Here is a 14302-nt window from a genome sequence, read left to right as displayed (position 1 = left end):
GTGTCCGTGCAGGGCGGGGACGGGGACGCTGAGGTCGCCGCCGACGCGGCGTTGGTGTTCACCGGTTCCGTGAACTTCACCGGGCACGACGGTGTCCTCGACACCTCGGTCAGCGACCCTGAGATCCGGATCTCCGGTGGGGTCGGGACGCTGGTGGCCGACGTCTCCTCGAATGACACCGACGGCCGTCCCCGGGACTACGGGCGGATCGACCTGGCGACCTTGGCCGGGGCCGAGGGTGCTGTGACCGACGGGATCCTGGACGGGCGTGCCGACGTCACCCTGACGGCGGACGGGGCGGAGGCGCTGGGCGGCTTCTACGACACAGGGGCCGGGATGGATCCGCTGACCTTCCGCGCGGCCCTGGCCGGTGGCTGTGACGGAGGGGCGCCGGGACTTGAGGCCATGCCGGAGGACCAGGGTGACGGCGCCCGGCCCACCGACGCACAGGCCGACGGCGGGGTCACCCTCCACGACGCGGAGGACGGTGACGACGGTAGTCCCGTGGTCGCCTTCCTGACGACGCCTGCGACGGCCGTCCCCGCCGCGGTGGTGGTGCTGGCTCTGGCTGTGGTGGCGTGGGTCGTCGTGCGTCGACTGTCCAGCAGGTAGTCCGCGGTACTAGACTCAGGGGCGTGTCTGAGCCAGTTCCTGAGTCTGCCTCCCCGTCCGGTCGGCCTGTGCCCGAGGTTTCTGAGGGGGCCGTCGGGGGCCGTCGGCCACGGCGGTCCGGCTGGCGGACGTTCCTCACCCCGGGGTGGGTGATCACCGCGGTGGTGGTGGTGCTCTTCGCCTATGTCGCCTTCACGGTGCTGGCGCCGTGGCAGCTGGGCAAGAACCGCGACACCCACGAGTTCAACGACCGCTTGAAGGCCGGGCTGGAGGCCGACCCGGTGCCGGCGGCGGATGTGCTCCCGGAGGAAGGTTCCAGTGCGGGGGAGGAGAAGGAGTGGACGCGGGTCGAACTGCAGGGGAGGTTCCTCGCGGATGACGAGGTGCTGCTGCGCAACCGGCCGGTGGACGGTCAGCCGGCCTACCATGCGCTGACGCCCTTCCGCCTGGACGACGGGCAGACTGTCCTCGTCAACCGCGGATGGGTGCATCCGGCGGAGGGTACGTCGGTCCCCGACGTCCCCCCTGCACCGTCGACGCCGGAGACGGTGACCGGTTTCCTCCGGATGTCTGAGGCGCCGCCGAACAATCCGCCGATGACAGCGGACGGAAGGTTGCAGGTCTACAGCATGAACACCGCGATGGTCGGTGACGCGGTGGATCTGGACCTTGTCGCCGACTACGTGCAGCTCGACGAGGCGTCGGTGCCGGTGGCGGATCCGGGGGGTGTGTTGTCCGCCCGGGAGCTGCCGAACCTTGACGCCGGCCCTTACCTGTCCTACGGCCTGCAGTGGATCGCCTTCGGGGTGATGGTGCCGCTGGGGCTGGCCTACTTCGTGTGGGCGGAGATACGTGAACGTCGCCGTCGGCAGGACGAGGTCGCCGCCGCGGACAGCGGCCTGCAGTCGGCGGAGGAGGCTGTCGCCCCGGGTGCGCCGGCCGTCCCCGCCGACGACGACGGGGCGACGGGGCGTTCTCGTGCCAGCAAGCTGGAGGACCGGTACGGCGGGACGAGGACCAGGTTCCACGAGAAGAGGAACGCCCGTGACCGGGAGAGGTTCTGAGATCTACTTTTCGGGTGGAACTTGTACACCGTTCAAGTTAGGGTGTGTCCATGGACAACATCCTCACGAAGGCACGCGCCCAGGTCCTCGGCGACGGCCGCGGCCTCGACTACGACGACCTCATCCGCATCCTCAGGCTCCCCGACGACAGCATCCCCGACCTCCTCGCACTGGCCCATGAGGTCCGTGTGCGGTGGTGTGGTGAGGAGGTCGAGCTCGAGGGCATCGTCAGCCTGAAGACGGGCGGCTGCCCCGAGGACTGCCACTTCTGTTCCCAGTCGGGCCTGTTCGAGTCGCCGGTGCGTTCCGCCCGGCTCGACGTCGCCCAGCTCATCGAACAGGCGCGGCAGACCGCGAAGACCGGCGCCACGGAGTTCTGCATCGTCGCCGCCGTCAAGGGGCCGGACGAGAACCTCATGAACCAGCTCGAGCAGGCGATCGAGGAGATCTACGCCAACGTCGAGGGAATCGACGTCGCGGTGTCCGTGGGTATCCTCACCCCGGAGCAGGTGGACCGGCTCAAGGCCGCGGGGGTGCACCGCTACAACCACAACCTCGAGACCGCGCGCAGCTACTTCCCGCAGGTCGTGACCACGCACACCTGGGAGGAGCGGCGTGAGACGATGACGCTGGTCAAGGACGCCGGCATCGAGGTGTGCTGCGGCGGGATCATCGGGATGGGGGAGTCGTTGGAGCAGCGCGCGGAGTTCGCCGTCCAGCTCGCGGAGCTCGACCCCCACGAGGTCCCGCTGAACTTCCTGGACCCCCGGCCCGGGACACCGTTCTCCGACATGCCCGTCATGGACGGGAAGGACGCCCTCCGCGCGGTCGGCATGTTCCGCCTGGCCATGCCGTCCACGACGCTGCGCTTCGCCGGTGGCCGGGAGCTCACTCTCGGCGACTTCGGTCTCGAACAGGGGCTGTCCGGCGGCATCAACGGTGTGATCGTGGGTAACTACCTGACCACGCTCGGACGCCCGGCCGAACAGGACCTGGACACGGTCGGGCGCCTGAATCTCCCGATCAAGGTGCTGAGCCGCAGTGTCTGACCGAGGCACCGGCCCCTTCGACCCCTACACGGGCGCGGACCTCGGGCGTGGCGAGGTCATCGCCTACTCACCGGCGCAGAAGGCGGGGCTGGACGTCCCCCGGTACTGCGCGGAGTGCGGCCGTCGTACCGTCGCACAGGTCACCCCGCACGGGTGGACGACGACATGCTCCCGCCACGGGACGATCGACTCCGCCGACGTCGAACTGCGCTGACCGGCCCTGCCTGGTCCCGGTGACGGGGAGTCAGCGTCCGGCTGCCACGTGCTCCCGGGCCCAGTCCACCACACCGGGGATGGCCTCGGCGAGCTGGCGGGAGACCTCGCCGAAACTGTCCTTGTCGCCGTAGTAGGGGTCCTCGACCTCCTTCTCACCGGCCGGGCCGAAGCTGCGGAACAATGCGACCCGCTCCTCCGGGACCCCCTGCTTGACCAGTGCCTTGCGGTGGGCGGCGGTCATCACGAGGAAGAGGTCGGCGTCCCGGTGCTCGGGACCGAACTGGGCGGCGCGGTGCCCGGATCCGTTGAACCCGTCCTGCCTCAGGCGCGACACGGCCCGGGGGTCCGCGGCCTCGCCGACGTGCCAGCCGTCGGTGCCGCAGGAGTTGAGGCGGACGTCCCCGTCGATCCCGGCGTCCCGGAGCGCCCGGCGCAGCATCACCTCCCCCATCGGGGAGCGGCAGATGTTCCCGGTGCACACCACGCAGATGTGGGGCCGTTCGTCGGACCATTCCTCCACCAGTCGCCCGAGCTCGGCGGCGTCGGCCACCGAGTAGTCGGCCTTGCGGTGCTCGTCGCGGATACCGTACCCCCAGTCCACGAGGACCGTCCGGATGCCGTAGGCGCGGGCACCGTCGACATCGTGGATCCGGTCACCGATCATCAGCAGGTCGTCGCGGTGCGACGGGCCTCCCTCGGCGGCGGGGGTGACGGGACCGCCGGGGGCGCCGAGCTGTTCCAGGGCGTGGGCGACCACGGCGTCCTTGGCCCGGCGGGAACCGTCGTCGGAGGCGGTGGCGATGACGTCGAAGTAGTCGTGGAGGTCGAAGTGCCTGAGCAGCCGGGTCGCGGAGCTCAGTGACTTCGACGTCGCCGTCGACAGCGTGTAACCCTGGTCCTTCCAGGACTGCAGCAGGTCCGCGACCCCGGGGAACGGGGTGGCCTCGAGCCATCCGCCGCCGTCGTAGTGTTCACGGTAGCTGGCCACGGTGGCCTCGAGTTTCTCCCCCTCGAGGCCCAGCCCCCGCAGGGTGTCGACCATGGGCGGGCCGGCGATGAGGCGGAGCAGGTCCTCCCCGGGCACCGGGACGTCGTTGTCCTCGAGTGCACGGAGGAAACTCGACCGAATGCCGGGATAGGAGTCGACGAGAGTCCCGTCGACGTCGACGAGAAGAGTCCTGCTGCCGTTACCTGCTTGCTCATGTGCGTCCGTCACAGATTCCAGGGTGCCAGAATCCTGCGCCGCAGGCCACGACCGGGGTGGATTACCTGTCGTCGTGTCCCCGGTCGTGACTGTCGCCGTCGGGCACGTATCGTTGTCGGTGTGAGTCAACGAGCACCTGGACAGGCAGGTACACAGGAAGCCACCGTCGCTGACGTCGTCTCGGTCATCGAGCGTGCCTACCCGCCGCAACTGGCGGAGTCGTGGGACGCCTGCGGTCTGGTCTGCGGCGATCCCGGGGCGTCGGTGCGGCGCGTGATGGTCGCCCTCGACTGCACCGACGCGGTCGTGGAGGAGGCGGTGGACCGTGGGGCGGACTTCGTCCTGGTGCACCACCCGCTGCTGATGCGCGGGGTGACGGGGGTGCCGGCCGACCATCCGAAGGGAAGGATCGTTCACCGGCTGATCCGGGCGGGCATCGCGCTGTACTCCGCACACACCAGTGCCGACGCCGCCCGTCCCGGGGTCAACGACCGGTTGGCGGAGTTGCTGGGCGTCACCCCGGGGGCGCCGCTGGGGCCGTCGTCGGCGGCGGCGACGGCCGCGGTGCGGGCGTCCCGCGGGGAGTCCGGTCCGCCGGACCTCGACAGGTGGGGGTTCACCGTCCCCGTGGAGCACACCGGCGAGGTGAAGGACGCGGTGTTCGCCGCAGGCGGAGGGACGACGGACGGCCGGTACACGCAGTGCTGCTTCGACCACCCGGTCTCCGGCCAGTTCCGCCCCGGTGACACCGCCTCACCGCACACCGGACGCCCGGGCGCGCTCGAACAGGTGGAGGAGCGCCGCGTGGAGTTCGTCGCGCCACGTGCACGCCGGGCGGCGGTGCTGGACGCGCTGTTGTCGTCTCACCCGTACGAGGAACCCGCCTACGACGTCACCGAGGTCGTCGGGGTCGGGCGCGACCCTGAGACGGCCTTCGGCATCGGGCGGGTCGGCGAGCTGGACACCCCGATGACGTTGCGGGAGTTCACCCGACGCGTCGCCGACCGGCTGCCGGCGACCCGGTGGGGTGTGCGGGCCGCCGGCGACCCGGACCGTGTCGTCCGCAGGGTCGCGGTGTCCTCCGGGTCCGGCGACAGTTTCCTGGGGACCGTGCTGAAACTCGACGTCGACTGTTTCGTCACCTCCGACCTGCGCCACCACCCGGTGGACGAACACCTGCGGGCCGGCGGGTGCGCGGTCATCGACACGGCGCACTGGGCCAGTGAGTTCCCGTGGTGCTCCCAGGCCGCCGAGATCATCGCAGGGGCGGACCCCCGGCTCACCGTGGAGGTCAGTGACCTGCGCACCGATCCGTGGACCCTCCACGCCCCGTCACCCCAGTCCGGAGGACATGACCGTGTCTGACTCCTTTTCCGCCCCCTTCCCTGAACCCTCCTCCGGGTTCCCCGCCGGTCCCGGTACCCCACAGCGGGGGTCGTCCCGGCCGGTGCGGACCGTGCTCACCGACCTGGTCAACGTCGACTCCCGGTGGCGGGCCCTGCGCACTGAACTCGCCGAGCTCCGCGACGCCGAGGATGTCCGGCGTCGCGAGCGGGAGGTCGCCGAGGCGCGACGTGCCAGGGTCGCCGCCGACCAGGCCGCCGCGGAGGACGAGACACGGCTGCAGCGACTGCGCCAGGACGCGGCGAAGCTCCGGGCCCGCCGCCGCGACGATCTCACCGGTCTCAGGGCGGCGGTGGACGGGGAGCGTCGCCGCGACCTGAACCATGACCTGGCCGTCGCCGAACGGCGACTCGGTGAGGTGGAACAGGCCATCGCCGCCGAGGAGCGGTCCCGGCGTCCCGGGGCCGTCGGCGACCGGGTCGGGGAGGCGCAGCAGGCACTCGACCGGGCGGTCGCCGGTCTCGAGGAGGCTCGCCGGCGACAGGAGGGGAGGGAACGTGAGCTCTCCGGCCAGTGCGCGTCACTGGAGGAGCACTCGGCGACGCTGCGCGCCGAACTTCCCCCGGCCGTCCGCAGCCGCTACGAGAACAGTGAGAAGGAGAACGGGGTGGGCGCTGCGGCTCTGTCGGGAACGGCGTGCCGCGCCTGTTTCATGAGCCTGGACCGGGCGTCACTGGCGGAGATCCTGGAGGCGCCGGCCGACACCCCGGCGTCCTGCCCGGAGTGCGGGACGATGCTGCTGCCGGACCGGGAGGGATGAGCATGGTGGACACCGGGTCGACCCCGGGGTGGATGGGCGACCGGGGCGACCCGGTGCGCGTCCTGCTGCTGCGGCACGGCCAGACGGCGATGTCCGCCGCCGGGGTCTTCTCGGGTCGCAGCGACCCGGAACTCACCGACCTGGGACAGGAACAGGCACGGCGGGCGGCGTCCTACTTGGCCTCCCGGCAGGAGACGGGTGAGGGGATCGGACGGGTCATCTGCTCACCGTTGACCAGGACCCGGCAGACCGCCGAGGCGGCCGCCGGCGCGCTGGGGCTGGAGGTCGAGACCGACCGGAACCTCATCGAGACCGACTTCGGCCGGTGGGAGGGGCTCACCTTCGACGAGGTGCACCGCCGGTGGCCCGAGGAACATGCGGCCTGGGTCGCCGACACCTGCGTCCCCACAGTCGGCGGGGAGAGCATGAGTGAGGTCGAACGCCGGTGCAGCGCCCTGGTCGGCGGCCTCCGGGGGGCCGGTACCGTCCTGCTGGTCAGCCACGTCTCGCCGATCAAGGCCATCCTGCGCGAGGCCCTGCAGGTCCCGTCCACGATGTACTCCACCCTGCACCTGGACCTCGCGGGCCTGTCGGTGGTCGAGTTCTACCCGGACCATTCGGTGGTTCGCGAGGTCAACGACACCCACTACCTGAGGTGACGGCCCCGGCCCCGGCAGGTGCTAGAGTTGGCACCGTCGAGAGGGCCGGGTGATCGCGGTGCCGGGGACTGCGCCTGCACATGTGGCGGCGTCCGCCCGGCGTCGAGGAAAGTCCGGACTCCACAGAGCACGGTGGTTGTTAACGGCAACCCGGGGTGACCCGCGGGCCAGTGCCACAGAAAACAGACCGCCCCGGCGGCCCGGTTCCGGCCGGCGTCGGCGGGGTAAGGGTGAAACGGTGCGGTAAGAGCGCACCAGTGTGCCGGGTGACCGGCGCAGCTTGGTAAACCCCACCGGGAGCAAGGTCAAGTGGCCGCGACCGTTCCTCCTCGCGGAGGACCACGGTGTGGCCGTGCCCCGTCGGCTGCTCGTCGGCGAAGGGGCAGGTAGACCGCTTGAGGCAGTCGGTGACGGCTGACCCAGATGGATGATCGCCACCGCGCGCCCCGGCGCGCGGAACAGAATCCGGCTCACAGGCCCTCTCGACGCCCCTACCCTCCACCCTCGCTACGCACAGACGTAGCGTCCGGCCATTAGACTGTGGTGGCATGAGCGAACAACAGTGGTACTTCGACACCGCCAGCGGAGAGGTCACCCAGGGCAAGTCCTCCGGGTGGGACTCCAGGATGGGACCGTACGACTCACGCGAGGCCGCGGAGCACGCCCTGCAGATCGCCCGGGAGCGGACGAAGGCCGCTGACGAGTGGGACGAGGACTGACGACCGGTCAGAAGCAGTGCTCCGCCGCGGGGAACGTCCCCTCGGCGACCTCGCGCTTGTAGGACGCGGCGGCGGCGGTGAGGTCCGCGCCGACCTGAGCCCACTGCTTGGCGAACCTGGGGCGGTGCCCGTCGGCGGGTAGTGCGGCGATGTCGTGCCAGACGAGGACCTGCGCGTCGGTGTCCGGGCCGGCGCCGATGCCGACGGTGGGGATGTCGACGGCCTCGCTGGCCTTCGCCGCGACATCGGCGGGGACCATCTCCAGGACCACGAAGTCGGCACCGGCCTCCGCCACGGCCCGGGTGTCCTCGAGCAGCTGCGCGGCACCCTCGCCACGGCCCTGGACCTTGAACCCCGACAGCGCGTTGACGGACTGGGGCGTGAACCCGATGTGGGCGCAGACCGGGATGCCTGCGGCGACCAGTGCCCGGATGCGCGGGGCCATGCGCACCCCACCCTCGATCTTGACCATCGCGGCGCCGGAACGTCGCATCATCTCCGCGGCGGACTGCACGGCCTGTTCGTCGGAGGCCTCGTAGGTGCCGAACGGGAGGTCCGCGATGACCAGGGCGTTGCCCGCCCCGCGCACGACGGCGGCGGCGATGTAGATCATCTCGTCCAGGCTGATCTGCTGGGTCTGGGGGTACCCGAAGACCACGTTGGCCGCGGAGTCGCCGACCAGGAGGCACTCGACGCCGGCCGCGGAGAACGCCGTGGCGGTTGAGTAGTCGTAGGCGGTGAGCATCGCCCATTTCTCACCCGTTCCCTTGCGCTTGCGCAGGTCGCCGATGCGGACCTGGCGGGTGGGTGCGAGGTATCCGGTAGTCTCTTTCTTGTCAGCCATGACACGACATTGTGCCACGTCAGACGGTCAGGTGTTAACGGTGTGTAACAACCCGTCCACGGGCCCCGGAAAAAGGGGCTGCCGGTCGGGGCGGGCGTTACGATGGTCCCCATGAGTCGCCAACAGGAATACGTCCTCCGCACCCTCGAGGAACGGGACATTCGCTTCGTCCGTCTGTGGTTCACGGACATCCAGGGGTACCTGAAGTCGGTCGCCGTGGCCCCTGCGGAACTCGAGGGGGCCTTCGCCGAGGGCATCGGGTTCGACGGTTCCTCCATCGAGGGCTTCTCCCGGGTGGTGGAGTCCGACACCATCGCCAAGCCGGACCCCTCCACTTTCCAGATCCTCCCGCTGGACACCGCAGGCGGGGACAACCAGGTCCTCACGGCGCGGATGTTCTGCGACATCGCCATGCCCGACGGCGAGCCGAGCTGGGCGGACCCGCGCCAGGTGCTGCGGCGGCAGCTGAACCGGGCCGCCGACGAGGGTTTCTCCTGCTACGTGCACCCTGAGATCGAGTTCTTCCTGCTGAAGAACGGGGACGGTCCGGACGGCCGTCCGGTGCCGGCAGACACCGGAGGGTACTTCGACCAGGCGGTCACCGACGCCGCGCCGTTGTTCCGCCAGGACGCGATCTCCGCGCTGGAGTCCATGGGGATCTCGGTGGAGTTCTCGCACCACGAGGCCGGCCCGGGCCAGCAGGAGATCGACCTGCGGTTCGCCGACGCCATGTCGATGGCGGACAACGTGATGAGCTTCCGGTACATGGTCAAGCAGGTCGCCACCCGCAACAACGTGAGGGCGACGTTCATGCCGAAGCCCTTCCACGAGTACCCCGGCTCGGCCATGCACACCCACATGTCGTTGTTCGAGGGCGAGAACAACGCCTTCCACGACCCGGACGACCAGTTCTACCTGTCGGGGACGGCGAAGTCGTTCATCGCCGGCATCCTGGAGCACGCCCCGGAGATCTCCGCGGTGACGAACCAGTGGGTGAACTCCTACAAGCGTCTGACCAGTGGTGCGGAGGCCCCGACCGCGGCCACGTGGGGGGCGTCCAACCGGTCGGCGATGATCCGCGTGCCGATGTACACGGTGCACAAGCCCTCCTCACGCCGGGTGGAGATCCGGACGCCGGACTCCGGGGCGAACCCGTACCTGACCTACGCGGTGCTCGTCGCCGCCGGTCTCAAGGGCATCCGCGACGGCTATGAGCTGCATCCCCCGGTGGAGGAGGACGTGGCGGGCATGACCCGTAGGGAACGCATGGCGATGGGGTACAAGGACCTGCCCACCGACCTCGACCTCGCTCTGCGTGAGATGGAGAAGTCCGAGCTGGTGGCGGACGCCCTCGGCGAGCACGTCTTCGAGTACTTCCTGCGCAACAAGTGGGAGGAGTGGAAGTCCTACCAGTCCCAGGTGACCCCGTGGGAGCTGGCGCACAACCTGGAGTTCTGACCTCCGGCGGTGATGTCGGTGGCATCCACTACGATGGGTCGGAGCCCAGTGCTTCAGCCACGATGCCACAGCCCAGGAGTTGAGTCCCCGGTGAATCAGCCGCGAACCACCCGTCGTCGAGTTCCGTCCCCGGTGTCACTGGGGTTGACCAGGCCGTCGGCGGGGGAGGATCTCGCCAGGCTCGGGTGGGACGATGAGGGGCACCGGGACGTGCTCGCCGTCCTGGCGTCCACCGGGGACCCGGACCGGGCGCTCAATGCGGTGGTCCGCCTGGTGGAGGCCCTCGACGGCACGGACACGTCCGACGGGACGTCGTCGGCGACACTGCTGGCGAAGATCGACTCCGACCCGGTCTTCCGGGTGCGTCTGCTCACCCTCTTCGGCGGTTCCACCCTGCTGGGGGACCATGTGGTCGCGAACCCCGGCATCTGGCCGGAACTCGCCGGAGAACTGCCCGGGCGCGACGAGATCATGGATGCGCTCACCGCTTCGGTGGGCGCGGAGCGGGTGGAGGGGCACGACGCGGACTCCCTGCTGTTCCGTGCCACGGTGACCGGGGTGGAGGCCGACCGGGCGATGCGCACCGCCTACCGGACGGTCCTCGCCCGGATCGCCGCGATCGACCTGGCGGACACCTTCGGCGGGCGTGTCGCGGCGACGGACGTGGACCCGCTGCCGTTCGAGGTCCTCACCGAGCGGCTGGCGGACGCCGCGGACGCCGCCCTCACCGCGGCGCTGGCGGTGGCGGTGGCAGCGGTGTACCCCTCAGGGCCGGTGCCCGCGAAGCTGTCGGTGGTGGCCATGGGCAAGTGCGGTGCCCGGGAGCTGAACTACATCTCGGACGTGGACGTCATCTTCGTCGCCGAACCGGCCGACGCCCAGACCACCCGCCTGGCCGGCGAGTTCATCAACATCGGCTGCCGGGTGTTCTTCGAGGTCGATGCGGCGCTGCGTCCCGAGGGGCGCCACGGCGCCCTGGTGCGCACGCTGGAGTCGCACCTCACCTACTACCGCCGGTGGGCGTCGACGTGGGAGTTCCAGGCGTTGTTGAAGGCCCGGCCCATGACCGGTGACCTGGACCTGGGCCGGGAGTACGTCGGACAACTCGCCCCGATGGTGTGGAGTGCGGCCGAACGGGAGGACTTCGTCCCGGACGTGCAGGCGATGCGCCGCCGGGTCATCGACAATGTCCCGGACCATCTGCTTCCCCTGGAACTGAAGCTGGGGCCCGGTGGGCTGCGCGACGTGGAGTTCGCCATCCAGCTGCTCCAGATGGTGCACGGCCGGGTCGACGAGTCTCTGCGGGTCCGGTCCACCGTCCAGGCGCTCAACGCCCTGGTCGACGGGGGCTACGTCGGCCGTGAGGACGGGCAGATCCTGATCGACTGCTACGAGTACATGCGGTTGCTGGAGCACCGGCTGCAGCTGCAGCACCTGCGTCGTACCCACGCCCTGCCCGAGGAGGGGGACGAGGCGGGACGTCTGCGACTGGCCCGCACCGCCGGGGTACGCGGGGAAGGCCAGGAGGGGGCGGACGCCGCCCTGTCGGCGAAGGTGCGCAAGGTGAGCAGCCAGATCCGGCAGCTGCACAACAAGCTGTTCTACCGTCCGCTGCTGTCCTCGGTGGTCACCATGCCGGTCGACGCGCTGCGGCTGACCCCGGAGGCGGCGAAGCGTCAGCTCGCCGCACTGGGCTACCTGCACCCGTCGCGTGCCATGGACCATCTGTCGGCCCTGGCGTCGGGGACCACCCGCAAGGACCGCATCCAGGCGATGATCCTGCCGTCGTTGATGGAGTGGCTGTCCGACACCGTCGACCCGGACGCCGGACTGCTGGCCTACCGGAAGCTCTCCGAGGCGGCCTTCGACCGGTCCTGGTTCCTCCGGCTGCTGCGTGACGAGAACATCGTGGGCAAACGCCTGATGCGCATTCTGGGGACGTCGCCCTACATCGCCAACCTCTTCATCGCCTCACCGGAGGCGGTGCGCATGCTCTCGGACGGGGCCAACGGCCCGAAACTGCTGGAGCACGACGCCTCGGTGCGGAGCCACTCACTCGTCGCCGCGGCCGGGCGCCACCGCGACCCGGACTCCGCGATCGCGGTGGCCCGGTCGCTGCGCCGTACCGAACTGGCGAAGATCGCCTCGGCGGACCTGCTCGGGTTGATCGACACCCCGGAAGTGTGCCGGTCGCTGTCGATGATCTGGAATGCGGTGCTCGAAGCGGCGTTGCGTGCCGAGATCCGGGCCTGGGAGGACGAGCACCACCGTAACGCGCCGGCCCTGATCAGCGTGATCGGCATGGGCCGCCTGGGTGGCGCGGAACTGGGTTACGGTTCCGACGCGGACGTGATGTTCGTCTGCGAACCTGTCCCGGAGGAGATGGACCGTGATGACGCGGTCGACGAGGACGGGGACGGCGAGCCCGGGACCGACCAGGACGCGGTGACCTGGGCCAGCGGGATCGCCAAGCGGCTGCGCACCCGGCTGTCACGCCCCTCGCAGGATCCGCCGCTGGAGGTGGACCTGAACCTGCGGCCGGAGGGGCGCAGCGGCCCCACGGTACGCACCCTGGAGTCCTACCGGGCCTACTACGAGCGCTGGGGCGAGACCTGGGAGTACCAGGCGCTGCTGCGGGCGACGTGGGTCGCCGGCGACAAGGACCTGGGGATCAGGTTCCTGCGCACCATCGACGAGTTCCGCTACCCCGAGGGCGGTGTCGACCGTGCGACGGTCCAGCAGGTGCGGCGGATGAAGGCGAGGGTCGACGCCGAACGTCTGCCGCGGGGGGCCGACCGCTACACCCACACCAAGCTGGGTCGGGGAGGGCTCACCGACATCGAGTGGACCGTCCAACTGCTCACCATGCAGCACTGCCACCGGATCGAGAACCTGCACAACACCTCCACGTTGCAGGTCCTCGAGGAGATCCGGGTCGCCGGGCTGCTGTCGGAGGCGGACGTCGACACCCTCCGGGACGCCTGGATCGTGGCCACGAGGGCGCGTAACGCGATCATCCTCGCCGACGCCAAACGACGCGACCAGCTTCCTGCGCCGGGGCCGCAGCTGGTCAACATCGCGGCGGCGGCGAACTGGGACCCGGAGAACTCCCAGGGGTTCCTGGACGACTACCTGAAGACCACGCGGCGCGCGCGCCGCGTGGTTGACCGGGTGTTCTGGGGTGAAGAGGTCACGGACGCGGAGTTCGGTGACTAGGGGTATGCCGGACACCCTCACGCGTCGTCGGACGACGCGGCTGCTCACCCTCGCCGTCCTGGTGGCACTGCTGGTCACGGCGGTCGGGGTGAACCTCGTGCTCGGTCAGTTCACGCTGTCGCCGTCCCAGGTCACCGAGGCGCTGAGACACGGCCCGGCGCAGGACGGCACGGGGGAGAGCGTCAGGGCGGCGAACGTGCTCTGGCAGATCCGTCTCCCGCGGATCGTGCTCTGCCTGCTGGTGGGGGCGGCGCTCGCGGTGGCCGGCACCCTGTTGCAGGGGCTGTTCGGCAATCCCCTGGCCGAACCCGGTGTGATCGGGGTGACCTCGGGTGCGGGGGTGGGCGCCGCGGCGGCGATCGTGCTGAACATCGGCGTGCTGGGGACGGCCACCGTCCCGGTGTTCGCGTTCCTGGCCGGGGTGCTGACGACTGTGGCGGTGTACCGTCTGTCCTCGATCAGCGGGGAGGTCCGGGTGCTCACCCTCATCCTCACCGGCATCGCGGTGAACGCGGTGGCGGGTGCGGCGATATCGTTCCTGGTCTTCCTGGCCCCGACGTCCTCCCGGGAACAGGTGATCTTCTGGCAGATGGGTTCGCTCAACGGGGCGCAGTGGAACCAGGTCGCGGTGGTGGCCCTGCCGGTGGTCCTCTGTCTCCTGGTGGCGGCGCTGATCGCCGGCAGGTTGGACGTGCTCAGCCTCGGTGAACGGGCGGCGGGGCACGCCGGGGTGAACGTGGCGGTGATGCGGGTGACGGTCATCGGCCTGTCCACGGCGCTCGCGGCGCTGGCGGTGAGCTTCGCCGGCGTCATCGGGTTCGTCGGCCTGATCGTCCCGCACATCCTGCGGCAGCTCACCGGGCCGGCGAACCGGTGGCTGGTGCCCCTGTCCGCCCTCGGTGGGGCGGTGCTGCTGTTGTTCGCCGACGTGGTGTCGCGCACCCTGGTCCCCTTCGCGGACCTGCCGATCGGGATCTTCACCGCGTTGGTGGGCGGCCCCACGTTCTTCGTGCTGCTGCGCCGGATGCTGCGACGGGGAGGTGTCGTCGGATGAGCGGCGGGGTGGTGCTGTCGGCGCGCGGGGTGGTCGTCTCGGT

13 protein-coding genes and 1 other RNA gene are annotated in these 14302 nt (G+C 70.2%); 12 read left to right on the top strand and 2 right to left on the bottom strand.

From position 1 onward, the window contains the following. The 4 genes from Q0A34_RS06170 to Q0A34_RS06155 all read left to right on the top strand — a co-directional run. Nucleotides 1-612, top strand: a 612-nt coding sequence (locus Q0A34_RS06170) for an HtaA domain-containing protein (RefSeq protein WP_291479134.1), incomplete at its 5' end; no start/stop codon positions are given. Between the two features lie 23 nt (nucleotides 613-635). Then, nucleotides 636-1676, top strand: a complete 1041-nt coding sequence (locus tag Q0A34_RS06165; RefSeq protein WP_291479133.1) for an SURF1 family protein — start codon at nucleotides 636-638, stop codon at nucleotides 1674-1676. A gap of 50 nt (nucleotides 1677-1726) precedes the next feature. Further along, entirely contained in the window at nucleotides 1727-2725 is a 999-nt protein-coding gene (bioB, locus tag Q0A34_RS06160) for a biotin synthase BioB (protein ID WP_291479132.1), read from the top strand. Continuing rightward, entirely contained in the window at nucleotides 2718-2939 is a 222-nt protein-coding gene (locus tag Q0A34_RS06155) for a hypothetical protein (protein ID WP_291479131.1), read from the top strand. The genes bioB and Q0A34_RS06155 overlap by 8 nt, the downstream gene beginning before the upstream one ends. 30 nt (nucleotides 2940-2969) lie before the next feature. Here Q0A34_RS06155 and Q0A34_RS06150 read toward each other — a convergent pair whose 3' ends face one another. After that, entirely contained in the window at nucleotides 2970-4157 is a 1188-nt protein-coding gene (locus Q0A34_RS06150) for an HAD hydrolase-like protein (protein WP_291479130.1), read from the bottom strand. A gap of 108 nt (nucleotides 4158-4265) precedes the next feature. Between Q0A34_RS06150 and Q0A34_RS06145 the strand changes: the two genes are divergently transcribed. The 5 genes from Q0A34_RS06145 (at nucleotide 4266) to Q0A34_RS06125 (ending at nucleotide 7687) form a co-directional block, all read left to right on the top strand. Further along, nucleotides 4266-5510 carry a Nif3-like dinuclear metal center hexameric protein gene (locus tag Q0A34_RS06145; protein ID WP_291479129.1) on the top strand — a complete coding sequence of 415 codons (1245 nt, stop codon included), beginning with the start codon at nucleotides 4266-4268 and terminating at the stop codon, nucleotides 5508-5510. After that, a complete protein-coding gene (locus Q0A34_RS06140; protein ID WP_291479128.1) occupies nucleotides 5503-6309 on the top strand; it encodes a C4-type zinc ribbon domain-containing protein in 807 nt (268 codons plus the stop codon). The genes Q0A34_RS06145 and Q0A34_RS06140 overlap by 8 nt, the downstream gene beginning before the upstream one ends. Beyond that, the gene (locus tag Q0A34_RS06135; protein ID WP_291479127.1) at nucleotides 6306-6968 is read left to right on the top strand and encodes a histidine phosphatase family protein; all 663 of its coding nucleotides are present in this window, start codon (nucleotides 6306-6308) and stop codon (nucleotides 6966-6968) included. Before Q0A34_RS06140 ends, Q0A34_RS06135 begins: the two co-directional genes overlap by 4 nt. A gap of 37 nt (nucleotides 6969-7005) precedes the next feature. Further along, nucleotides 7006-7457, top strand: an RNA gene (gene rnpB / locus Q0A34_RS06130) — RNase P RNA component class A. Between the two features lie 59 nt (nucleotides 7458-7516). Next, on the top strand, nucleotides 7517-7687 hold the full coding sequence (locus Q0A34_RS06125; RefSeq protein ID WP_291479126.1) for an SPOR domain-containing protein: 171 nt from the start codon (nucleotides 7517-7519) through the stop codon (nucleotides 7685-7687). Between the two features lie 7 nt (nucleotides 7688-7694). Here the strand turns inward: Q0A34_RS06125 and panB are convergent, their stop codons facing one another. Next, nucleotides 7695-8531, bottom strand: coding sequence for a 3-methyl-2-oxobutanoate hydroxymethyltransferase (gene panB / locus Q0A34_RS06120; protein WP_291479125.1), 837 nt, complete (start codon nucleotides 8529-8531; stop codon nucleotides 7695-7697). A gap of 111 nt (nucleotides 8532-8642) precedes the next feature. On the opposite strand from panB, the gene Q0A34_RS06115 reads away from it, so the two are divergent. The 3 genes from Q0A34_RS06115 (at nucleotide 8643) to Q0A34_RS06105 (ending at nucleotide 14259) form a co-directional block, all read left to right on the top strand. Next, nucleotides 8643-9989 (top strand): glutamine synthetase family protein, encoded by a 1347-nt coding sequence (locus Q0A34_RS06115; protein WP_291479124.1) that lies wholly within the window; start codon nucleotides 8643-8645, stop codon nucleotides 9987-9989. Nucleotides 9990-10079: 90 nt separating this feature from the next. Then, a complete protein-coding gene (locus Q0A34_RS06110) occupies nucleotides 10080-13205 on the top strand; it encodes a bifunctional [glutamine synthetase] adenylyltransferase/[glutamine synthetase]-adenylyl-L-tyrosine phosphorylase (RefSeq protein WP_291479123.1) in 3126 nt (1041 codons plus the stop codon). A 4-nt stretch (nucleotides 13206-13209) separates the two neighbouring features. Further along, on the top strand, nucleotides 13210-14259 hold the full coding sequence (locus Q0A34_RS06105) for an iron ABC transporter permease (RefSeq protein ID WP_291479122.1): 1050 nt from the start codon (nucleotides 13210-13212) through the stop codon (nucleotides 14257-14259). Nucleotides 14260-14302: the final 43 nt, after the last annotated feature.

It is taken from the genome of Corynebacterium sp. (assembly GCF_022712195.1).
GTDB lineage: Bacteria > Actinomycetota > Actinomycetes > Mycobacteriales > Mycobacteriaceae > Corynebacterium.
Note: the sequence above shows the minus strand (reverse complement) of the source record. Positions and strands in the feature narration are given on the sequence as shown.